Source organism: Rhodoferax sp. (assembly GCF_018063565.1).
In the GTDB taxonomy this organism is placed as follows: domain Bacteria; phylum Pseudomonadota; class Gammaproteobacteria; order Burkholderiales; family Burkholderiaceae_C; genus Rhodoferax.
Genome location: NZ_JAGPBB010000040.1, coordinates 1 through 22,426, shown reverse-complemented (window position 1 = coordinate 22,426; position 22,426 = coordinate 1). Strand labels below are relative to the sequence as shown.

Sequence of the window (22,426 nt, the reverse complement as noted above, 5' to 3'; positions counted from 1 at the left end):
GAGCGCACCAGATGAATGTGTCAGCCTGGTCGATCCGCAACCCGATTCCGGCGGTGATGCTGTTTGTGCTGCTGAGCTTTGCCGGCCTGTTGTCGTTCAAGGCCATGAAGGTGCAGCAGTTTCCCGACCTCGACCTGCCCACGGTGACAGTGACAGCCTCGCTGCCCGGTGCGGCACCCGCGCAGCTTGAAACCGAGGTGGCGCGCAAGATCGAGAACGCCATCGCCGCCTTGCAGGGCCTGAAAAACATCTACACCAAGGTGCAGGACGGCGGTGTCACCGTCACTGCCGAGTTCCGGCTGGAAAAACCCACGCAGGAGGCGGTGGATGACGTGCGCTCGGCCGTGCAAGGTGTGCGCGCCGACCTGCCCACCGACGTGCGCGACCCGGTGGTGCGCAAGATGGACCTGGCTGGCGCGCCGATTCTGGCGTACACCGTGCGCGTGCCGAGCATGGACGACGAGGCCTTGAGCTGGTTTGTGGATAACACGCTGACGCGCCGGCTGCTGTCGGTCAAGGGCGTGGGTGCCATCAGCCGGGTCGGCGGCGTGACGCGCCAGGTGGAAGTGGCGCTGGACCCCCTCAAACTGCAGGCGCTGGGCGCCACGGCCGCCGACATCTCGCGCCAGTTGCGCCTGGTGCAAACCGAGAGCGCCGGTGGTCGCGCCGACATTGGCGGCAGCGAGCAGCCCATGCGCACCCTGGCCACGGTCAAAACCGTGGCCGAACTGGCGCAACTGGAACTGAGCCTGAGCGACGGCCGCCGCCTGCGGCTCGATCAAGTGGCCAGCGTGACCGACACGGTGGCCGAGCCGCGTGCCATTGCCCTGCTCAATGGCGTGCCGGTGGTGGGTTTTGAGATATCGCGCAGCCGCGGTGCCAGCGAGGTCGAAGTGGGTGCGGCGGTGCGTCTGGCCCTCGAAGAGTTAAAGGCCCAGCACCCCGACATGGAGCTGACCGAAGCGTTTGACTTTGTCACCCCGGTGGCCGAAGAGTACGACGGCTCGATGGTGCTGCTGTACGAGGGTGCGATTCTGGCGGTGGTGGTGGTGTGGCTGTTTTTGCGCAACCTGCGCGCCACCTTTGTGTCGGCGGTGGCGTTGCCGCTGTCGGTGATTCCGGCGTTTATCGGCATGGGCTACCTGGGGTTTTCGGTCAACGTGATCACGCTCTTGGCGCTCTCGCTGGTGATTGGTGTGCTGGTTGACGATGCGATTGTCGAGGTGGAGAACATCACGCGCCACCTGCAGATGGGCAAAACGCCCTACCAGGCGGCCATGGAAGCGGCTGACGAAATTGGCCTGGCGGTGATCGCCACCACCTTCACGCTGGTCTCGGTGTTTTTGCCGACCGCCTTCATGGCCGGCATTCCGGGCAAGTTTTTCAAGCAGTTTGGCTGGACGGCGGCACTCGCCGTGTTGGCCTCGCTGGTGGTGGCGCGCGCCTTGACCCCGATGATGGCCGCTTATGTGATGAAGCCCAGCGCCCGCCAGCACAAGGAGCCGTGGTGGATGGCGCGCTACCTGCGCTGGAGCGACTGGGCGTTAAGTCACCGCTGGCTCACCATGGCGGCCGCCGGCGCGTTTTTTGTGGGTTCGCTGATGCTGATTCCGCTGCTGCCCAAGGGCTTTATCCCGCCCGATGACAACTCGCAAACGCAGGTGAATCTGGAGCTGCCACCGGGTGCCACGCTGGCGCAGACCCGTGCCACCGCAGAGGCCGCGCGCCAACTTTTGACTCGGCTGGCCACAGTGCAAAGCGTCTACACCACCATTGGCGCTGGGGCGGCAGGCTCAGACCCGTTTGCGCCACCCGGCACCACCGAGGTGCGCAAGGCCACACTCACGGTGCTGCTGACCGAGCGCGGCAAACGCCCGCGCAAACAGGGCATTGAAAACGAGATCCGCGCTTTACTGGCCGAATTGCCCGGCGTACGCAGCAAGGTCGGCTTGGGCGGCTCGGGCGAAAAATACCTGCTGGTGCTGACCGGCGAAGACCCGCTGGCGCTGGCAACGGCCGCCACCGCGGTGGAAAAAGACCTGCGCACCATTCCCGGTCTGGGGCAAATTGCATCGAGCGCCAGCCTGATCCGCACCGAGGTGGCAGTGCGCCCCGACTTTGCCCGCGCTGCCGACCTGGGCGTGACCAGCAGCGCCATTGGCGAGACGCTGCGCATCGCCACCGTGGGTGATTACGACGCGGGTCTGGCCAAGCTCAATTTGAGCCAGCGCCAGGTGCCCATCGTCGTCAAGCTGGCGGATGTGGCGCGGCAAGATCTGGAACTGCTGGGGCGGCTGGCGGTTCCGGGCATACGCGGGCCGGTGATGCTGAGCCAAGTGGCCAGCTTGTCGCTGACTGGCGGGCCGGCCGTCATCGACCGGCTGAACCGCTCGCGCAACATCACCTTCGAGATTGAGCTCTCCGGTGCGCCGCTGGGTGACGTGACCGAGGCTGTGGCCAAGCTGCCCTCGATTACATCGCTGCCGCCAGGGGTAAAACAATTGGCGCTGGGTGATGCCGAAGTGATGGACGAGCTGTTTGCCAGCTTTGGCCTGGCCATGCTGACCGGCATTTTGTGCATCTACATCGTGCTGGTGCTGCTGTTCAAGGACTTTTTGCACCCGTTCACCATCCTCACCGCGCTGCCCTTGTCGCTGGGTGGTGCGTTTGTGGCGTTGCTGGGCACCGGCATGAGTTTTTCGATGCCGTCGCTGATCGGGCTGATCATGCTGATGGGCATTGCCACCAAAAACTCGATTTTGCTGGTGGAGTACGCCATCGTGGCGCGCCGCGGCCATGACGGCAGCGACGGCCACCCCGTGGTGGCCCCGATGAGCCGGCACGACGCGCTGCTGGATGCCTGCCACAAACGGGCGCGCCCGGTCATCATGACCACGCTGGCCATGGGTGCGGGCATGCTGCCGATTGCGGTAGGTTGGGGTGCAGCCGATGCCAGCTTTCGCTCGCCGATGGCAGTCGCCGTGATTGGCGGCCTGATGACCTCGACCGTGCTGAGCCTGCTGGTGATTCCGGCAGTGTTCACCGTGGTGGATGATTTTGGGGGGTGGGTGCGCCGCCTGCTGGGGCGCAGCGCGGCATTGCAGGAATAGGTATCAAATTGGCCTCTAGCGCTTATGCAATAAACGTCAGAAGCTATTGTTTTAGTTAGCAGTTTGTCGGCGTGAAATGGCGGGCTGATTGGGAGTTGCCTAAAGACACAAAGCAAAACCCAAAGGTGTGATCTGCTTCGTCCAAAGCGGCCACTCAACTCAGCGTGTCGCGGTCAGCTTTCTGGCCACGATTTGGTGAGATCGGTTAACTCCAATTGGCCAAGTCCCGACATTTGGGGCAGTTGCCGCATTGCGGACATTGGCCGGACGAAATTCCCCATTGCAGTCATTCAAACTGTAAAAAGTGGAATTTACCCTTGATTGGCTTCTTGGCAGTTGTTGACATAGGTTTCACCGAAATGCTAGCTCCAGACTAGTCAGTCACCACCTTACGCATGCGGGCGCAATGCGCCCTTACCGCATCTCGAACGCTTCCTGATGAAAGCGGGGCATTGCGCCCATCGACCTCAAACCAGCGCGGAGCATGTTGGCCAAACCGGCCGGGCCGCAGTACCAGATTTCGGTTTTGCTGGAAACCGCCAGCGCCTGCGCAGTCAGGCTGGAACCTTGACTGGCCCCATGAATGTGCAGCCGGATACCGGGCAATGCCGCGCCAAGTGATTTCAAGCGCGGCACAAAGGCATCGCCATTTGCGTCACGGGTGCAGTAATGCAGGTCGACCGCTGGCATTTTTTGTGGGTCGGCCTGCAAGGACTCCAACCAGGCCAGAAACGGTGTCACGCCAATGCCACCGGCAATCCAGATTTGACGGGCTTTGGGGTTGCTGCGGGTGAAATCAAAACGCCCGTAAGGTCCTTCAACCTTCACTTTTTGACCCACATGCAGGCGCGCCGCCAGCCCCCGGGTGTAATCACCCAGGCCCTTGATCTGAAAGCTGACGGTCTGGTTGCCGCGGTCGGCGCTGGCAATGGTGAACGGGTGCGCGCCCTCTTTGTCATCAAAAGTGACAAATGCAAACTGACCGGCCCGGTGGCCACGCCAGCCGGCATCGAGCTGGCACTGGACGCTGCTGATGTCACGAGACGGGTGATCCACGGCAGTGATGCGGCCCGATGCCTCGCGGGCTCTGCCAATGTCGTTGCGCAGCGCTTGCACAGCGCCGTATACCCCGGCCAGCAGCAACAACGCCAGCAGCAGGCCCACCGGCTGCAGCCAGTAGTCAGTGGGTGCGAGCAGCGCTGCATGAAAAGCCAGCATCAAATACAGCACCGGCATGGCGCGGTGTATCACGCGCCAGGCGCGGTAAGGGAACTTCTTCCACAGCGTAATCGCCAGCATGGCCAGCAGGGCGTAAATGGCCCATTCGCCCATGTCACCTGCCAGGTCGCGCAGTACTTCCAGCAAGCCGGTGAACTGCTCTTTGGGAAGGCGTCCCTCGCGGCCAATCATGCCTTTGATGATGTCGCCAGACATTTCGCCAAGCCAGTGCAGCGCGGCAAAAATGCCGGCCAGAATGCCGGCCCACTTGTGAGTGCGGTAAATGCGGTCCATGCCCCCCAACGGCCGCTCCAGCCACGCCGGGCGAGTGGCCAAGAACATCACCAGCGACAGCATGGCCACTGATACCAGCCCGCTCCAGTACATCATCTCAGCGCGAGCCGCCCACAGCGGATGCACGCCAGCAGGCGAGACGCTGGACAAGACATCCCAACCCCAGGCAAGGGTAACAATGGCGATCAAACTGGCAAGAATGGTTTTCATGACGACGAAATCAGGTGAATCTAGAGACAAAGCTGCTTGGAGTGAACTTCAAAGAATATTGCTGTCAGCGAGAGAAGGACGGGGGCTATAAATTCTTTTTACCAATGAATTGCATGGATTCAAGCCACCGGCCATCGAATGCAACTACTTGACGGCTGCAGTAGGTGTTGTCGGTATGGCGGGTAAGTCGTCGCGACAGCGGCGTTCATTGCAGGTCGCGCTGTCCTGTCTGCCTGCGCCATCGGCTGCACCACCACTGCGAGCTTTGCCATGCTGACTGGCCAGGGCACCCGTCTGTGGGTTAATGTACAGCTTGGTCCGCTCGCCGGCCTGGTTGGTGGCGCGCGCCTCGTAGCCGCCCCCTTCGCGCTCAATTTTTTCGATCTGCCGGTAGCCAGCGGCTTCAAGCCTGGCCGCAACCTGGGCGATCGACAGCCACTGGCGCTCTGGGGCCGTGGTGATGCGTTTGTCATCGGCAAAAGCCGGCATCAGTAGTGCACTGCTCAGTGCGATGAAAGCAAAAAGTGGTTTGAATGACATGGTGTGAGCCTTGGTTGGGTGATGGGCGAAGACGAAAAACAGCCGCTCTTACTCGTCGTAGTAACCCAGTTCGGCATTTGCATGGCAGGCGGTGCAGTTGGCTTTGGTGCGAACATCCTTGTGTCGCCACTCCCAGGCCGGCACTTTGGCGTGCGCGCTGGTCCACTTGGGCAGTTCTGTGATGCGCAGCGGCGCGTTGGTCAGCGACACGTTGCGCAGCAGCTTGCTGCCATACACCCTGCCACCGGTGTCGGCGGCATTGACTTGCAGGTAATCAGTAATTTTTTGGTTCAGGGCTGCGTCCAGACTGGCATCGTCGCCAAAGTGATTCTTCAAGTCACCCATCAAACGCTTCCATGAACTGGCTGGCAGCATCGACGCGGCAAAAGGCAGGTGGCAAGTGCCGCATTCGGCCTTGACCACTGGGTCGACTACCGGGGCAAAATAATGGCTGCCACCCGCTTGCACGCGGCTAAACAGCAGCACTGAAAAGCCCAGCGCAAGCAGGCCCAAGGCCAAGGGACGATAAGGAGTGTTCATGGTGTTTTCGGGTGGTTGCAAGTTGGCGGCATGAGCGTGTCTATTGAGTCAGTTACTGGCCGAACATGAAGCTCAGCCAGTCGCCTTTTTCTGCTGGGCTGCATTCGCGCCCCATGACTTCGGTGCAGTTGCGCTTGAACCACTTCTCGACTTTGGCTGGATCGGTGTAGCGTGTGGGTGCTGCGGACAACGCCACCGGTTCAATCGCCCGGCCAGTGGCATTGCGCCCGGCGGCACGGGGGTCGGTGCCGTGGCAACTGGTGCAGCTCGGTGTGTCGGGCTTGCCGCCAGTAAAGGTCTGGCTGTGCAGGGTCTTGCCGCGCACGGCCGAAAACCCGGAGAATGCCGGGTCAGCCGCCTTGGCCGCGCTGGCGTACTGGGCCAGTTGGTCTTCACGCGGGCCGGCCAAGACGGCGCTGGAAAAGCCCAGGGTCAGACTGGTGGCAAGCAGGAGAGTAGACAGTTTGTGGTGCATGATGAGTGGCTCGGTTGAGTTGAATCAAGGTGTTATGGGACGTACTATGCTCAAACCTGCCTGAACGTTGCGTGAATTGGCTGTTCATCCTGCGTTCATGTTGGCCGGGTTATAAATAGCCGCCAACACACCTTGCGCCCAAGAATGTTTTTCATGTCAACCCGATTACAGGACCAGCCCTGGCCACAACTACTGCGCTGGATGTGCGCTGTTCTGCTGGTGTGTGTGGCCGGCCTGTGCCAGGCTGACACCGATCACGACCGCGCTCGCCGCGCGCTTGAAGCGGGCGAAATTCTGCCGCTGGCCACCGTGCTGCAGCGGGTGGAGCGCGACCATGCGGGCCAGATTCTCGATGTGGAACTCGACCGTGAAAAAGATGCTGACAGCGCGCGCTGGGTGTACAAGATCAAACTTCTGCGCCCCGGTGGCGCGCTGGTCAAACTCAAGATTGATGGCCGCGATGGAAGCTTGATCGACCAAAAAGGCAAGAATCGGCCGGTTCAGCGCTAATGAGCACTCCCCAAGATGCAGACAACCCATTGCCACCCAATCTGGACAAACCCGCATGCGCCTGCTGATAGTTGAAGACGAGCCCACCTTGCTGCTTCAGCTCGATGAGGGCCTGCAATCCGCCGGTTATGTGGTGGACCTGGCCGACAACGGGATCCACGCCCACCACCTGGGTGACACCGAAGCCTACGATGCGGTCGTGCTTGACCTGGGCTTGCCCCGCATGGACGGCCTGTCGGTGTTGCGCAAATGGCGGGCTGCGGGACGCAGCATGCCGGTATTGGTCCTCACCGCGCGCGATGGCTGGTCTGAAAAAGTGGCCGGCATTGACGCCGGGGCCGATGACTACCTGAGCAAGCCGTTTCACATGGAAGAGCTGCTTGCCCGACTGCGTGCGCTGATCCGCCGCGCCGGTGGCCATGCCAGTGCCGAACTGGTGTGCGGCCCACTGTCGCTGGACACCCGCAACAGCCGGGTGACGCTGGCCGGGCAGGCGCTCAGCCTGACCAGTCACGAGTACCGGGTGCTGGCCTACCTGATGCACCACCGCGACCAGGTGGTGTCGCGCAGCGTGCTGGTAGAGCACATTTATGCACAAGATTTTGATCGCGACTCCAACACCGTCGAGGTATTTGTCGCCCGCCTGCGCAAGAAGCTACCCGCCGGCCTGATCGAAACCGTGCGCGGCCAGGGATACCGCCTGACGCTGCCGCCATGAAATGGCTGAATCTGCCCCCTTTGCGTGGTTCGCTGCGCTTTCGCCTGCTGGCGGGCACGCTGTTTTGGATCAGTGCCACGATTGCGTTGGCGGGCTGGGGCTTAAGCGGCCTGTTTCACCAGCATGTGGCGGCACAGTTTCACCTCGAACTCACGACCGAGCTTGACCAGCTGACCGCCCAGCTCACGCAGGATGCCCAGGGCAAGGCACAACTGACGCAGCCTTTGAGTGACCCGCGGCTGAGCCGACCTTTTTCGGGATATTACTGGCAGGTTGACCAGCTCAGCGATGCGCCAGCGGGCACAGTATCGGCAGTCGGCCAGCTTCGCTCGCGCTCGCTGTGGGATCATGTGTTGGCGCTGCCGGCCGACGTCCCCGCTGACGGCGAAACACACCAGCACCGCATTCTTGGGCCGCAGGCACAGTGGCTGGGAGTGGTTGAGCGCAGTGTTCGCCTGGAAGATGCCGGTACGGGCCAGCCTCGGGTTTTTCGGCTGATTGCCGCCGCCAATGAACGCTTCATGGTTGAACCGGTCAAGCGCTTCAACGGCATGTTGTGGCTGGCGCTGGGCGTGCTGGCCCTGGGTTTGATGCTGGCGGCTGTGGTGCAGGTGCTGGTGGGGCTGGCACCACTGCGCACTTTGCGCGATGCACTGGGCAAATTGCGCAACGCCCAGACGCAGCGGCTTGACGGTGTGTTTCCCGCAGAGTTGACACCGCTGGTGGATGACTTCAACAAGGTGCTACTGCAAAACGCCGAGGTGGTGGCCCGCGCCCGCACCCATGCCGGCAATCTGGCGCATGCGCTTAAAACGCCACTGACTGTGCTGTCCAATGCGGCCCACGCGACTGAGCAGAAACACACCCCTGCCACTGAGTTGGCGCAGCTGGTGATCGATCAGGTCGGCCTGGCGCGCCAGCAGGTGGACTACCACCTGGCCCGGGCGCGGGTGGCAGCCACGGTCCGCCACCCCGGAGCCAGCACACCACTGCAACCGGTCATTGAGGGGCTGGTGCGGGTGATGCGCCGCATTTATGCCGAGCGACAGCTTGAAATCACGGTGGAACCCATCGCCGAAACCCTGTGCCTTCGCGGCGAAACGCAGGACTTGCAGGAAATGCTGGGCAACTTGCTGGACAACGCCTGCAAGTGGGCTCGACACACCGTTCTGATGAAGGCCCAGGTTGACGCCGCCAGCTTGCGCCTGACGCTCGACGACGACGGCCCCGGCATTGCCGCCGACCAACGTGATGCCGTGATGCACCGGGGCGTGCGCGCCGATGAGCAGGTGGCAGGCTCTGGCCTGGGGCTGGCCATCGTGGATGATTTGACCCGCCTCTACGGTGGCCGGGTGGAACTAGGCGAATCGTCGCTGGGTGGTTTGCGGGTGGTGCTGGAGTTGCCGGCCACAGGCGCCAGCGCGTAGGCGTTCGGGAAAACGACCCCCAGCGCATACGAATCAAATCCAGTTGCTGGACTTGCTGGCCTAACAAGGGTGCCGCGACACCTGCGGGCGTAAACCAAGTTGGGCGGCATCTTAAGAGAACTTTAAGCACGTTGCGGGAGACTCCTGCTCAGCAGATCACCTATGAATTTGATCTTTGTCAGGTGACTGCTGCGTGATGCACTGCCACTTGTGTTCTTAGACGGAAACCAAGCTGGCAACGTTCGCACCCACATCCTTGGCCCAAGGGCAAGGAAGACTTTCAAATCAAACTGAAGGAGAACAACCCATGATTGACACAAGACGGCTTCGCAAATTGACCCTGTGTTCCTTGACTTGCATCGCCGCCGCTGCTTTGACTGCTTGCGGTGGTGGCGGTGGCAGTGACAATGAAAACGCCGATGATGATGATGATCACAACTCCAACGCCTCTGCATTCATCACCACCACCGTGATGGATGGCTTGCTGAGCAATGCCCTGGTTTGCGTGGATGTGAATGCAAACGGTCTTTGCGATGTCAACGAGCCCCAAGCGCGCAGCGCCTCCAACGGAACGGCTGTGTTGAACGTATCTGGTCTCAACCTTGCCTCCATGCGATTGCTGGCCGTGGTCGGCACGGACGCGGTCGATGCCGACTTCGGGAGGGTGACACAAGCCTACACCCTCCAAACACCCGGAGCAGAATCAAAAGTCATCAGTCCCCTGACTACTCTAATCCAGTTGCGCATGGACGCCACGGGCCAAAGCGTAGACGCCGCCAAGTCGTACATCAAAGGACAACTGGGGGGCATTTCGCCCGAAGATGACTACATCAAACAGCGCGCCACCCGTTCCGAACATTTTCAGGCTGGACTGGTTGCGCGTTGGGTTCTGTTGAGCGCACAGTTTCAAGCAGTCAATGGTGTTCCAAACTGGTCTGCTGTGTTGGGTCAGTTGGGGCAATCAAACAATCGATTGGCGGCGGTTAACTGCACCACCATGAATGCGGCATGCGACGAACAGCTGCGAACCGCCGCCATTGGATCGACTCCGACAGCAACTACCCCGCCGACACCCACACCCACACCCACACCCACACCCACACCCACACCGACGCCGACGCCGACGCCGACGCCGACGCCGACGCCGACTTTGGATGGCAAGTCGCTTTACGCCAGCAATTGTTCCGGCTGCCATGGTGCCGATCCGCGCCAGAACATTTCAAAGATACAAAGAGCCACCAGTGCCACTGCTACCTTGAGCGCGATCGCCTCCAACAAGGGTGGCATGGGCTTTCTGGCCGGCACCATCGGTCAAGCTGAGGCTGCGGCCATCGCCAGCTGGATTGCCAATCCAATCTAATCCAGGGTGACTCTCCGGTTTCTGGATTGGCACGCATGATCCATGACCATACACGGTTAAGTTCAGACGCCCGGGTATGCCGATCAACTTGGGTGGTCTAACGAATTGTTGCAACATTCGAGATGCCACCTGATTTGGGCACCAATGTCAGACAGGGCATTTCATGGTTGTCACCAGTGGTTGGGTGTTATCTGGAATTCAACAAGTGTCGTGAGCTTGAATGGCTACCTGCCGAGTCCACTTCAAACAGTGCCCTGCCAAGGTTCACGTGGAGGCTGGCGTACAGTTAGACTGCACTTTGTGAGGTTGTGGGACTGCTCTTGAACAGGAGCCACGCCCCAATGGAAACCTCATAGATGAACATTGGCACCATGCCGATGTAGAAATAGTCGCTGGTGTCAGGCGATAGGATGATCCCGAACGAATATGCAGTCAAGAGCAGCGAGGCAAAGATGCCCCAGGCTGCAAGCGGCTTCGGTACATAACCTGAACGCAGCAGCAAGACAGCGAAAACGGCGGAACCTAGTCCCAGTGGAATGAAGCCTATGCCCAGGCCGGCCATTTGGGCTCGGAGTGCCATTCCCACCAAGCCATGCACTTGCTGAGCATCGAACGCATGCGTGTACTCACCACCGGCAAGCAGCGACAACGCCACCGTCCCAAGTCCAATCGCCGAAAAGTGCACAGCAAGTTCGATTATCCGAAACACCAGTGCCAAGGCAGCTAGGCGATGGTCGATGCCACGCAGTAGCTGGTAAAGAGACCAAACAAGAACTGCAACACCCGTGAAGGTTAGAAGATCAGTAGCTAGGCCGATTCGGTAAAGCAGATTGGATTCGATCAGGTTGGCTGCGGTCCTTGCAGCACTTTGGCCATCAAGAAGCGAGCCTCGCACGTATCCTTCACCAAAGAGAGCCAATGCGACTGTGAGTAGGTACATGGCTCCAGCGATTCGTGCGAAGCGCCAATCGAATGCCGAAGACACGGTGGATTCACGCATAGGTTTCATGTTTGAGCGTTGCGAATTCGACCTGTGCAGCCCAATTGTTTAGATCGAAAAACCTATGGGATGTGCTGGACGTTGCAAGATAACCGGACATGTTTTTCTCCTGATAATGACATTCATCCTTGATTCCAGCGGTATCGCCTGAAACCATTACAGGCCAAAAATATTCCGACAAAGGCCAAACCCTGACCTCCCGCGATTCTAGGAGGCAAGCCGGATTTTCAGTTTGGGCCATGCACTTGAACAATCGTTTACGCTGCACTTAAGCCCACCAGGTCGTGAAAAATGAAGACAAAAATTGAGAGTCGGCTTGGTGCCTTGGATCCTGGCGGCGAATGACCGGTGCTGACATTCAGCGCTGACAGCTTCGGGCACCAAGGCGACCGACACGAACTGCGGCTAATCGGACGTGGAAATAGTGAAACTGGCTTGCCGCGGAAGCGGCCACTGATGGAATTCGGCTTGCGCTGTCGATGTCGCTCGGTGGCGCGTTTGTGGCGCTGCTGGGCACCGAATAGGTATCAAATTGGCGCCTAGCGCTTATGCAATAAGCGTCAGTAGCTATTGTTTTGGTTAGCAGTTTGTCGGCGTGAAATGTCGGGCTGATTGGGAGTTACTGAAAGGCCCAAGCAAAACCCAAAGGTGTGATCTGCTTCGTCCAAAGCGGCCACTCAACTCAGCGTGTCACGGTCAGCTTTCTGGCCACGATTTGGTGAGATCGGTTAACTCCAATTGGCCAGGTCCGGACACCGAGGCCAGTTACCAAATTGCAGACATTGGGCGAACCGGATTTTCCATTTCGGTCATTCGGTCTACCTCAGTGAAATTTTTCCTTGGTGGACTCCAGTGCAGCGTTAGCTGTCATTCAGTTACATCACCTATTTTGGGGTTACATGGGCTGAGAATTCGCTGTCAGAATTGCAGGCGGAACATTTGCTCACATAACTGACGCAACTCCACAACCCATAAAAATCATTTCCGACTTCTACTCCTTAGGTGCACCTAGAATACTTTCTCTGGATAGGCAGGAGTTTTGACCGGAATACTTAGCAAATTAAATATGAAGACGATCGCGACAGTGCTTTTTCTTGTCTTTCTTGTTTTGATATTATTCTCCGGAAAAACCTCTGAAATCGGCTTTGCGCTAGGGGGAGTGTGTGATTTCGGTTTCGGCAAACGTCTGCGCGATGTTCAAGAAAAAGCAATCCGCGGATACTTCATAGAGAAACTTCCCGAATCAATTGATGTGGAAAACGTAACTTGCGGCGACCTTTTTGATTCTACCCTCGTGGCGACATTTCATATATCCAGAGAGGAGGCTGAAAAGCTGGTCTCAGAGCTTGAAGCAACGTTCAATTCACGACAAAACCATTCGATGTTTCCTGATTCAAAGAAGCGACGGCAGATGATTGGTCCGCCTACATACACCACCTACATCTACGATCTTCCCGGGGCTTCATCAAATTTTGATACTCGAACTGTGAGTGTTTCATTTCCCAAAGACACAAACAAGGTTTCCTCGGTAGTATTCAAAGGTGTCAAGTACTGAATCAGATTGCTTAAAAATGAATCCACACCAGACAAAGGAGAGTCCTTCGCTAGTTCGAGCAGGGTCCTGCGCAGTGCAGCTTAGCTAGAGCGTCAAAACTGCATTTTGAGCGGCTGCTTTGAATCGCCGCATCAGACCGCTTTCAGCCCAAAACAGCCGGCCGTCCGGAAAACTGCCCGATACCCGGACCACTGACTCTTTCAGGCTGAAACACACTCTCGATCAATGGACGCAGCAATGGCGTCGCAGATACGCACGGGGAAATGTGATTGTCGTGCGCTACGCTGACGACAGTGTGTTCGGATTCAAGAGTGAAGAAACAGCCAGACGGTTTCTGACAGCGATGAAGGAGCAGCTGGCCAGATTTGGGCTGACCCTGAATGCGACAAAGACGCGGCTGATTGAGTTTGGTCGATTTGCAGCAACCAATCGCAAACGTCGGGGGCAAAGCAAGCCTGAAACGTTCGACTTCCTTGGATTTACGCACTATTGTGGTACCGACAGGCAGGGCAGATTTCAGGTCACACGCTTGACGGTGAAGAAGCGAATGCGAGCGACACTCGAAGCCATCCGGGCAGAGTTGATGCGACGACGGCATGAATCCGTCGCCATTGTTGGCAAGTGGCTAAACCGCGTGGTTCAAGGGTACTTCAACTACCACGCTGTGCCGGGCAATTTATATCGTTTGGCAGGAATGCGCAGCGAACTTGGTCGCGCTTGGCGACACGCGCTGGTGCGTAGAAGCCAGCGACACCGTTTGCCGTGGCCCAGGTTCAGCCGGATTGCTGAGCGTTTCATTCCGACCCGAAAGATGCATCTCTATCCAGAGGAGCGCTTCTATGTGTTACATACCTGAGCAGGAGCCGTATGCGGTAAGCCTGCACGTACGGATCTGTGCGGGGGGCGGGGGGTAACCTCCGTCCCTACCGCAACCGGATGAGTGGCAAGATGCCAACTTTCACAGATCAGTGTGGGGAACGTACATGGTGCAAGTTGGTTGGATATGTGCGGGGCAGACCAAAATCCCACCTGGACAACAAGGTCTCAACATTAAGAGGTTTCGAGCGCATAAACGCAACGCTCGAAGCCCCTTTGGTGCCCTTAACCCGTGACACGCTTGGCCGCATGCGATTGAAATTCCTATCCGTGAGCGGCAAAGCTCAGCGACTAGAAAAGGAAAATGCTGCGGAAAAAATGGTTTGACGTGCGCGAAAACGCTCATACAATGATCGGATACAAACGTTAACGAAGATAGAAAATGGCTGCTGCCCTACCTTTGGCCGACTTAGCCTTGGATGACCTCCGATCTACACCGCGACGCCAAGCGCGGTTATTGGAGTGCGTGCGGTCCCGACTGTTTGTCGATGTCCAGGGTCTAAAGGACGAGCTGGGAGTTTCGATCGCGACCATCCGTCGCGACCTCACTGAACTCGAAAGCCGAAAGTTGTTGCGGCGCACGCACGGCGGCGCTGTGAACATCACGCAGGTGACTCATGACAACGAGCCAGCAGTTCGAGAGACGTCCAATACTGAAGAAAAGATGCGAATTGCCGCTGCCGCTGCAGCATTGGTGGCCGATGGAGATGCGGTGATGATCGACAGTGGAACAACATCGCTGCAAGTAGCCAAGCGCCTTGCGTCAAATTTGACTTTGACTTTCGTGACCAATGGCACTGCTGTGCTAGCAACCTTGATAGCTGGTGGAGCACGAGCGATCCATTTCATCGGCGGTGAGTACGTTCCAATCAATCAATCGTTTGGTGGCACGATGGCCGTTGCGATGATCCGATCATTTAATGTGGACAAAGCAATTCTCAGTGTGGCCGCGGTCGATGTCGATCGCAGGGTGATCTGCACCTCGCATCCGCAAATTGCGTGTGCCCAGCAGGCGATGATCGAAATCGCGCAGATGGTCATCGTGGTGGCCGATCACTCTAAATTTGGTCGAACCGCGCTGACGGTCATTGCGCCGGTTGCGCACCTCGACTACATCATCACCGATGTCGCTGCACGTTCTGCCGTCGCTGCCATTCCGGAAAAACTGAAAAAGAAGTTTGTGTTCGCATAAGACCGCACAGAAGGAGACTCTCGTGTCAGGGATAAAAGTACAGAATTTGGTAAAGAGGTGGGGTGACTTCTGTGCGGTTGACAATGTCAGCTTCGAGACCGGTTCTTGCGAATTTGTCGCGCTGCTGGGGCCATCCGGCTGCGGTAAGTCGACGACGCTTCGGCTTATCGCCGGGCTTGAAGAGGTCGGCTCGGGAAGCGTCAGCATTGCCGGGCGCGACGTGACTTCGCTGCCCTCGTCGCAGCGAAACTTGTCGATGGTGTTCCAGTCCTATGCGTTGTTTCCCCATTTGACCGTTGCCGATAACATCGTCTTTGGCCTGTCAGTCCGCGGCGTCCCGAAGGCGGAGCGTGACCAGCGACTAGCCAAGGTTGTCGACCTGATGGGCCTGTCTGCGCTGCTTGACCGGCGTCCCAGTCAACTATCAGGAGGCCAGCAGCAACGTGTTGCGCTTGGGCGTGCACTGATCGCCGAAGCGCCTGTCTGCCTGCTTGACGAGCCGCTCTCCAATCTAGATGCAAAGCTTCGTGCAGAAATGCGTAACGAGATTCGCACCTTGCAGCGTCGGCTAGGCATAGCGATGGTTTTCGTAACGCACGACCAGACTGAAGCCATGAGCATGGCGGACCGTATCATTTTGATGCGCGAAGGCCGGATGGAACAAAGCGGCACGCCAGCAGATCTTTACGAGCAACCAGCATCGACATTTGCCGCGCGCTTTATCGGCACGCCGCCGATGAACATCGTTGACATCACGCGAACCAGTGAGGGCTGGACAATCGGAAACACCGAACAGACCTTGCCCAACCAGTTGCCTGAGGGTCACTACCAAATGGGAGTTCGGCCTGAGCACATCCGATTCACAGACAACGGATACACCGCTATCGTTGAAGGCACCGAGTATTTTGGTGCTGACACGATTAGCAGTTGTCATATTGGCCTGCAGCGCGTGTTGGTTCGTACGCCGGGAAGAGCATCGTGTGCTACGGGTGACATCGTCCATCTGAGCTGGCCCGAATCGGCACAGCATTTCTTTGACAAGAGCAGTGGTTTGCGTTGTGCTGGGTAGGAAAGAGCCTAGGCTTCTTCCTGATTGTGGTGTTTCTTAACTAGGAGAATGTTAATGTTCAAATGGAAAACAAACTTGACCGGAGGATTGCTGGCGGTGATGGGACTTGCTGGCGCTGCTGCGCATGCGGCGACGCAGGTCACTTTCTTTTATCCGGTTCAGGTAAGCGGCCCTCTGACAAAAGTCATCGATGGCTATGTCAGCAAGTTCGAAGCGGCCAATCCGGATATCAAGGTCAGCCCGGTCTACTCCGGCAACTATCTGGATACAACCACAAAAGCATTGACTGCGGCCAAGAGCGGAACGCCGCCAACGGTAGCGGTGCTGTTGGCGACAGATATCTTCACCTTGATCGATGAGGATGCCGTTCAGCCGATCGAGGACTTTGTTAAGACCCCGGAAGACAAGGCTTGGCTGGCCGGCTTTATGCCAGCCTATATGGCTAGTGCGAAGGTTGACGGTCGTTTTTGGGCAGTGCCATTCCAGCGCTCAACAGCGGTTCTTTATTGGAACAAAAAAGTCTTTGCTGAAGCCGGACTGGATCCGAATAAATACCCGAAGACTTGGGATGAAATGGTCGCATACGGCAAGGCCGTCACCAAGAAGGATGCTACCGGACGTGTCGGACGCTGGGGTGTCGGAATTCCCGGGAATGTCGGCTCTGCGCAATGGCTTTTTGGGGCGCTGGCTGCGCAAAACGGTGCACGACTTATGAACGATGCGGGCAACAAAACTGACTTAACCAATCCCAAAGTCGTGGAAGCACTCAAGTTTTGGGTGGATTTGAACAAAGTGCATGGAATACACCCGCCGGGAATTCAGGAATGGGGCACGACGCCATCAGACTTCCTGGAGGAGCGGATCGCGATGATCTGGACGACAACCGGCAACCTGACGAACCTGAAGGCCAGCGCAAAGTTCGACTTTGGCCTAGCGCCCTATCCCGGCAAGATAGCGCCTGCTTCGGTTTTGGGTGGCGGCAATCTGTACATCTTCAAGAAGGCACCAGCCGTCGAAAAAGAGGCAGCGATGAAGTTCATCAAGTTCCTCACATCAGATGAAATTCTCGCCGACTGGAGCATCAAAACCGGCTATGTAGCCCCGCGCGATGGTGCCTGGAAAACCGACACCTTGAAAGCCTATGCGGCCAAGGTACCCGAGAGTCTGGTCGCTCGCGATCAAATCGCGGTGTCGGTGCCAGAATTCTCGACGCATGAAAATTCACGCACATCTAAGATCTTGAATGACGCGCTGGCGGCGGCGTTGACCGGAACCAAGACGCCGGAAAAAGCACTTGCAGATGCCCAAGCTGATATCGAGCGGGTCCTGAAGCCATATCGATAGTTGAAACCACGAGCCCCCTCCGCGCTTGGCGTGGAGGGGCAAGAGTAACAACCTACCAGCCTTACATCGAGAACCTCCACTCATGACAGCTTCGCGCAATGCCTTATACGGAAGCCTGCTGCTCCTGCCGGCAGCTGTCCTGTTGTGGGCTTTCACTTTTCAGCCAATTCTCGGCACGGTGTTTGACAGCCTCTTCTCGACGCCGCGTGGCGCTCGGCCCGCTGTCTTCATCGGCATCGACCAGTACCAGAGGATGATCGAGGATCCTGTTTTTTGGAAGGCGATGAGCAACAACGCAGTCTATGCTCTAACGACCATTCCGCTTTCGATGGCACTCGCGTTGGCCATGGCGCTGTTTGTCAACTCGAACTTGCGCGGACAGGCAGCAGTGCGCATGGCGTTTTTCACGCCAACGATTTTGCCGATGGTGGCGGTCGCCAACATATGGCTTTTCTTCTATGCGCCAGACTACGGGTTGGTTGATAGTTTTTTGGCGCTATTTGGTTTGGGCGGGCAGAACTTGCTGGGAATGCCGGACACAGCGCTTGGTGCCCTTATCGTGATCACGATCTGGAAGGAAGCCGGATTCTTCATGATTTTCTATCTGGCTGCTTTGCAGCAGGTATCACCCACGCTGTTGGAGGCAGCCGAACTCGAAGGTGCAAGCTACTGGCAAACGCTGCGCCGCGTCATCCTCCCGCTTTTGATGCCAACAACACTGTTTGTTTCGATCAATGCTGTCATTGGTGCGTTCCGACTGGTCGATCACATCATCGTGATGACCAAAGGCGCACCGGACAACGCGACCACTTTGCTGCTCTTTTATATCTATGAAGTCGGCTTCGGCTACTGGGATACCGGCTACGCAGCAGCGCTCACCGTCGTACTTCTGGTCATCCTGGCGTTGATTGCATTGTTCCAGTTCGGTTATGCAGATAAGAAGGTTCACTACCGATGAGCACCAAGCACCGCAGCAAGTCTTCTATTGCGCTGACCACGGTTGGAGCCTGGTTCTTGGCAATCCTCTGGGTGTTGCCTTTGCTCTACGCCTTTTGGACGGCCTTTCACCCGGCAGAATTCGCAGCGAGTTTTGATTTGTTTGCGCCTTGGACGCTAGAAAACTTTATCCGAGTCTGGCGAGCTGCACCATTTGCCCAGTACTTTGCCAATACCTTCTTTATGGTGACATTAATCTTGGTGTGTCAGTTTGTCATTTGCACGATGGCCGCCTACGCTTTCGTTTGCTTTCCCTTCCGCGGGTCCAACATCCTGTTCATGCTTGTTTTGGTGCAGCTGATGATCATGCCGGAGGTGCTGCTTGTCGAGAACTATCGCACGCTGTCCAAGATTGGCCTGCTGGACACCACATTGGGAATCGCACTGCCATATCTGGCATCCGCCTTCGGTATTTTCCTGTTTCGCCAGACCTTCAAGAGCATTCCCAAGGAACTGGAAGAGGCGGCGCGACTCGAGGGTGCGAATGCGCTGCAAATCCTGCTACGTGTTTTTATTCCGATCGCCATGCCGACCTATGTCGCTTACGGCCTGGTCACCGTTTCCTACCACTGGAACAATTTCCTTTGGCCACTGATCGTCACCAACTCGGTCAAGACACGCCCAATCACCGTCGGCCTACAAGTCTTTGCAACCGTCGAGCAAGGAATCGATTGGAGCTTGGTCACTGCGGCCACGCTGCTGTCGGTAGCACCGCTGTTCGTAGCATTTCTGATATTCCAGCGCCAGTTTGTACAGAGTTTTATGCGCGCCGGAATCCGTTGAATCACCCTTGGGAGTCATTAAATGCTGATCAGTCACCTGTCAGATATTCATCTTTTTGCCAAGCGTTCGGACTCGAAACTGATCCGTCCCGACATCGCCAATGCGCTGCGACTGATCGTTGCGGATATCGCCGCCTTTACACCTGCTGTTGACGTAGTCGTTCTTACCGGCGACCTGACAGAGGCTGGCACCAAGGAAGAATATGCGTTTTTGCGCGAGCTACTCGCACCACTTTCAGCAAGGGTTCTTGCGATACCGGGCAATCATGACCTACGCGGCAATTTTCGTCGAGCGTTCAGCGACATCCTGCCCTTCGACGATAGCGAGTTGGCACACTACGAAATCGTTCAGGACGGCATTCGCTTCCTGGCGTTGGATACTCTGGTCGAGGAGAGTGATGAGGGCGGTTTATGCCCACAGCATTTGGCTTGGATCGAAAGGAAGTTGGCCGAATCCTTCGCTGGCCTGACAACGATCCTTATGCATCACCCGCCCAATACCAGCGGACTGACGTTCTTCGACAATATTGGTTTGATTGAGGGCCGCGAGGAATTCGGCCGCATGGTTGCGGCATACCGGGGAAAGCTCAACATCATGTGCGGACACATTCATCGGCCGACACAGGCCATGTGGAACGGCGCGTTTCTTGCGGTCGCCGGCAGTCCCGCGTTCCAGACGAATCTCGACCTGCGTGGACTTGAAATCGAGCCGACCTTAGTAGATATTCCATATGCCTATTTTGTCTACCACAGTGAAGAGAACGGCAACTTCGCGATTCATCCACGTTACGTCACGCTACCGGATAAGAATGCTGCTATCGGGTAGAGATTCTTGCGTTGTGATAGCGAGGCAGTTTCCAATGGTTACGTTGGACTATTCTCTCCGCTCAGGTGAGTTGATGAAAAACCTGTCGGGTTCATCGTGGCAGGCAATTACCCTAGGCTGCGAGGCCAGTGCCGCGTGCCTCGCTTGGGACTGGGTATTTATTTTCATTCGATGGAGTGCGTTTCATGCCTCGTACCTTTTATTTCATTACCCACCCAAATGTTGTCGTCAGTCAAGACGTGCCGGTTCCGCAATGGCCTTTGTCGGATCTTGGTCGCAGTCGAATGAAAGTTGGTCTTTGTCAGCCATGGATATCCGGCGTTACGTCGATCTATTGCAGTACTGAGCAGAAGGCAATTGATGGTGCGGAGATCTTGGCCAATCATCTGTCTATTGGGTACACGAAGGTTCACGCGCTCGGTGAGAATGATCGCTCCGCAACGGGTTTTCTGCCGCCACAAGAATTTGAAGCAGTAGCTGATGTTTTTTTTGCCAAGCCATTTGAATCGGTGCGGGGCTGGGAAAAAGCAGCGGATGCACAAGCGCGGATTGTCGAGTCCGTGCTCTCAGTTTCTGTCACCGATCAATCCAAAGGTGACATTGCTATCGTCGCTCACGGCGCAGTAGGCACCTTGTTGTATTGTCATTTGTCTGGGCTGCCAATTGCCCGGCGCTGGGATCAGCCGCCCAACAATGGTGGCAATTACTATTCATTCGCGCTCAATCCGAGTCGTGTGTTTTCTTGGTGGCATGCAATCGATGACGCCGTGCTTTAAACCGGCGATCGAGCGGTACACCTCTTGTCGCGGTACTTGCCTAATGCCGTTGACGGCTTGCAAGTCCTGCGCTATGTCACGCCAACCCTGGTTTCCAATTACTAGCGGGGTGCCTGGACCTGGCTGCAACACGGATGCCGTCCATGTTTGATCCCAATGACCACTCCCATCGGCGACTTAACCCCTTGACCGGGCAATGGGTATTGGTGTCACCGCACCGCGCCAAACGACCCTGGCAGGGCCAAAAAGAGTCACCCGACCGCAGCGAGCGCCCCCAACATGACCCGCACTGTTTTTTGTGCGCCGGCAATCTGAGGGTGACCGGTGAGCGCAATCCGGACTACCCGCACACCTTTGTGTTCACCAATGATTTCGCAGCCATGATGGCCGATACCCCTGATGCGAATCAGACGAGCGACGAGTTATTTCAGGTCATGAGTGCCAGGGGCACCAGCCGTGTGATCTGCTTCTCACCCGACCACAGCCTGTCGCTACCGGAGCTGTCCCTGGTAGCCATTGGCCAGGTCATTCAAACCTGGATCACCGAGACCACTAGTTTGGGTCGCACTTACCCCTGGGTGCAAGTTTTCGAAAACAAGGGCACGATGATGGGCTGCTCCAATCCGCACCCGCATGGGCAAATCTGGGCCACCAGTTACCTGCCGGGAGAAGGTCAACGTGAAGACGAACGGCAGCGTGCCTACTTTGCCCAACACCGGCGTCCGATGCTGCTGGATGTCGCCGAACGCGAGGTGGCAATCGACGAGCGGGTGGTCGTCAAAACCGAGCATTGGCTGGCGGTGGTGCCGTTTTGGGCCACCTGGCCGTTCGAAATTTTGCTACTGCCGCGCTTTGGGGTGCGGCGCATGCCCGAACTCAACGCCACACAACAGGCTGATCTGGCTTTGGCGCTCAAACAGCTGACCAGCCGATATGACAATCTGTTTGAGTGCTCGTTTCCGTATTCGATGGGTTGGCATGGTGCGCCGTTTGATGCACACGCCACCGACGGCTGGCAGCTACACGCCCACTTTTATCCGCCATTGCTACGTTCCGCCAGCGTGCGCAAGTTCATGGTCGGTTTCGAGATGCTGGCCGAAGCCCAGCGTGACCTCACGCCCGAGCAGGCTGCACGGCAGCTGCGCGGTCTGAGCGACATCCATTACCGGGAGGCTTGATGCCATGAATCCACAACTTGTGCCGGCTGTTGCCCTTGCCTTTGACGCCGCCTACGATAATTTGAAAGCCCGCCCTACGTTGCCACACTCCTTTGGCAGTAAGACCATGATTTACCCGGATGTGAACAACCCTGCAAGACCTTCAGTGAAAAAAGTGATGGCACATCAATCGAAAGGTTGGAGAAATGTCCCGCCATTACCTTTCACGTCATGCCTAACTGGACTGCCAGATATCGGACATCGATGACCGACTCTTAACGCTGCACTGGAGCCAGCCAGGTCAGGGAAAACGAAGACGAAAACTGAAAGTCAGTACATGGACGCCCCCGGTATGCCAAGCTTTCAATTCGTTTTGGCCTTAAGGTATAGATTGCATCAGTACATTCGGACTTTGTTTGCGGCAAAGCCGCTGTCCCTAATGGGTTTCGCT

General features: G+C 57.3%; 21 protein-coding genes. 16 read left to right on the top strand and 5 right to left on the bottom strand.

The window, feature by feature from the left end:
• Positions 1-11 precede the first annotated feature (11 nt).
• The gene (locus KBF66_RS10895) at positions 12-3,110 is read left to right on the top strand and encodes an efflux RND transporter permease subunit (RefSeq protein ID WP_296656307.1); all 3,099 of its coding nucleotides are present in this window, start codon (positions 12-14) and stop codon (positions 3,108-3,110) included.
• A gap of 414 nt (positions 3,111-3,524) precedes the next feature.
• Here the strand turns inward: KBF66_RS10895 and KBF66_RS10890 are convergent, their stop codons facing one another.
• The 4 genes from KBF66_RS10890 to KBF66_RS10875 form a co-directional block, all read right to left on the bottom strand.
• Positions 3,525-4,832, bottom strand: a complete 1,308-nt coding sequence (locus tag KBF66_RS10890; protein ID WP_296656305.1) for a ferric reductase-like transmembrane domain-containing protein — start codon at positions 4,830-4,832, stop codon at positions 3,525-3,527.
• Between the two features lie 144 nt (positions 4,833-4,976).
• Positions 4,977-5,372 (bottom strand): PepSY domain-containing protein, encoded by a 396-nt coding sequence (locus KBF66_RS10885; protein WP_296656303.1) that lies wholly within the window; start codon positions 5,370-5,372, stop codon positions 4,977-4,979.
• Positions 5,373-5,420: 48 nt separating this feature from the next.
• Positions 5,421-5,912: a diheme cytochrome c gene (locus KBF66_RS10880; RefSeq protein WP_296656301.1), complete on the bottom strand. Its 492-nt coding sequence runs from the start codon at positions 5,910-5,912 to the stop codon at positions 5,421-5,423.
• 52 nt (positions 5,913-5,964) lie between these two features.
• On the bottom strand, positions 5,965-6,387 hold the full coding sequence (locus tag KBF66_RS10875) for a DUF1924 domain-containing protein (RefSeq protein WP_296656299.1): 423 nt from the start codon (positions 6,385-6,387) through the stop codon (positions 5,965-5,967).
• Between the two features lie 153 nt (positions 6,388-6,540).
• On the opposite strand from KBF66_RS10875, the gene KBF66_RS10870 reads away from it, so the two are divergent.
• The 4 genes from KBF66_RS10870 (at position 6,541) to KBF66_RS10855 (ending at position 10,402) form a co-directional block, all read left to right on the top strand.
• Positions 6,541-6,897, top strand: coding sequence for a PepSY domain-containing protein (locus tag KBF66_RS10870; protein ID WP_296656297.1), 357 nt, complete (start codon positions 6,541-6,543; stop codon positions 6,895-6,897).
• A 55-nt stretch (positions 6,898-6,952) separates the two neighbouring features.
• Positions 6,953-7,615 carry a response regulator transcription factor gene (locus KBF66_RS10865; RefSeq protein WP_296656295.1) on the top strand — a complete coding sequence of 221 codons (663 nt, stop codon included), beginning with the start codon at positions 6,953-6,955 and terminating at the stop codon, positions 7,613-7,615.
• On the top strand, positions 7,612-9,042 hold the full coding sequence (locus KBF66_RS10860; protein WP_296656294.1) for a sensor histidine kinase: 1,431 nt from the start codon (positions 7,612-7,614) through the stop codon (positions 9,040-9,042). The genes KBF66_RS10865 and KBF66_RS10860 overlap by 4 nt, the downstream gene beginning before the upstream one ends.
• Positions 9,043-9,349: 307 nt before the next feature.
• Positions 9,350-10,402, top strand: a complete 1,053-nt coding sequence (locus tag KBF66_RS10855) for a cytochrome c (protein ID WP_296656292.1) — start codon at positions 9,350-9,352, stop codon at positions 10,400-10,402.
• 286 nt (positions 10,403-10,688) lie between these two features.
• Here KBF66_RS10855 and KBF66_RS10850 read toward each other — a convergent pair whose 3' ends face one another.
• Complete coding sequence (locus tag KBF66_RS10850) at positions 10,689-11,402, bottom strand: DUF4386 domain-containing protein (protein ID WP_296656291.1); 714 nt, start codon at positions 11,400-11,402, stop codon at positions 10,689-10,691.
• A 1,066-nt stretch (positions 11,403-12,468) separates the two neighbouring features.
• Here KBF66_RS10850 and KBF66_RS10845 point away from each other — a divergent pair.
• From KBF66_RS10845 to KBF66_RS10795, 11 genes are all read left to right on the top strand, one after another.
• Positions 12,469-12,957, top strand: coding sequence for a hypothetical protein (locus KBF66_RS10845; RefSeq protein ID WP_296656289.1), 489 nt, complete (start codon positions 12,469-12,471; stop codon positions 12,955-12,957).
• A 118-nt stretch (positions 12,958-13,075) separates the two neighbouring features.
• Positions 13,076-13,813 carry a reverse transcriptase domain-containing protein gene (locus KBF66_RS10840; protein WP_296656286.1) on the top strand — a complete coding sequence of 246 codons (738 nt, stop codon included), beginning with the start codon at positions 13,076-13,078 and terminating at the stop codon, positions 13,811-13,813.
• A gap of 402 nt (positions 13,814-14,215) precedes the next feature.
• Entirely contained in the window at positions 14,216-15,025 is an 810-nt protein-coding gene (locus KBF66_RS10835) for a DeoR/GlpR family DNA-binding transcription regulator (RefSeq protein WP_296656284.1), read from the top strand.
• A 22-nt stretch (positions 15,026-15,047) separates the two neighbouring features.
• Positions 15,048-16,094 (top strand): ABC transporter ATP-binding protein, encoded by a 1,047-nt coding sequence (locus KBF66_RS10830; RefSeq protein ID WP_296656282.1) that lies wholly within the window; start codon positions 15,048-15,050, stop codon positions 16,092-16,094.
• Positions 16,095-16,148: 54 nt separating this feature from the next.
• Positions 16,149-17,438: an ABC transporter substrate-binding protein gene (locus tag KBF66_RS10825; RefSeq protein ID WP_296656278.1), complete on the top strand. Its 1,290-nt coding sequence runs from the start codon at positions 16,149-16,151 to the stop codon at positions 17,436-17,438.
• An 82-nt stretch (positions 17,439-17,520) separates the two neighbouring features.
• Complete coding sequence (locus KBF66_RS10820) at positions 17,521-18,396, top strand: sugar ABC transporter permease (protein WP_296656276.1); 876 nt, start codon at positions 17,521-17,523, stop codon at positions 18,394-18,396.
• Positions 18,393-19,217 (top strand): carbohydrate ABC transporter permease, encoded by an 825-nt coding sequence (locus KBF66_RS10815; RefSeq protein WP_296656273.1) that lies wholly within the window; start codon positions 18,393-18,395, stop codon positions 19,215-19,217. The genes KBF66_RS10820 and KBF66_RS10815 overlap by 4 nt, the downstream gene beginning before the upstream one ends.
• A gap of 21 nt (positions 19,218-19,238) precedes the next feature.
• Positions 19,239-20,042: a metallophosphoesterase gene (locus KBF66_RS10810; RefSeq protein WP_296656270.1), complete on the top strand. Its 804-nt coding sequence runs from the start codon at positions 19,239-19,241 to the stop codon at positions 20,040-20,042.
• A gap of 185 nt (positions 20,043-20,227) precedes the next feature.
• Complete coding sequence (locus KBF66_RS10805; RefSeq protein WP_296656268.1) at positions 20,228-20,818, top strand: histidine phosphatase family protein; 591 nt, start codon at positions 20,228-20,230, stop codon at positions 20,816-20,818.
• 143 nt (positions 20,819-20,961) lie between these two features.
• Complete coding sequence (locus KBF66_RS10800; RefSeq protein WP_296656267.1) at positions 20,962-21,996, top strand: UDP-glucose--hexose-1-phosphate uridylyltransferase; 1,035 nt, start codon at positions 20,962-20,964, stop codon at positions 21,994-21,996.
• Between the two features lie 4 nt (positions 21,997-22,000).
• Entirely contained in the window at positions 22,001-22,243 is a 243-nt protein-coding gene (locus KBF66_RS10795; RefSeq protein WP_296656265.1) for a hypothetical protein, read from the top strand.
• Positions 22,244-22,426 lie beyond the last annotated feature (183 nt).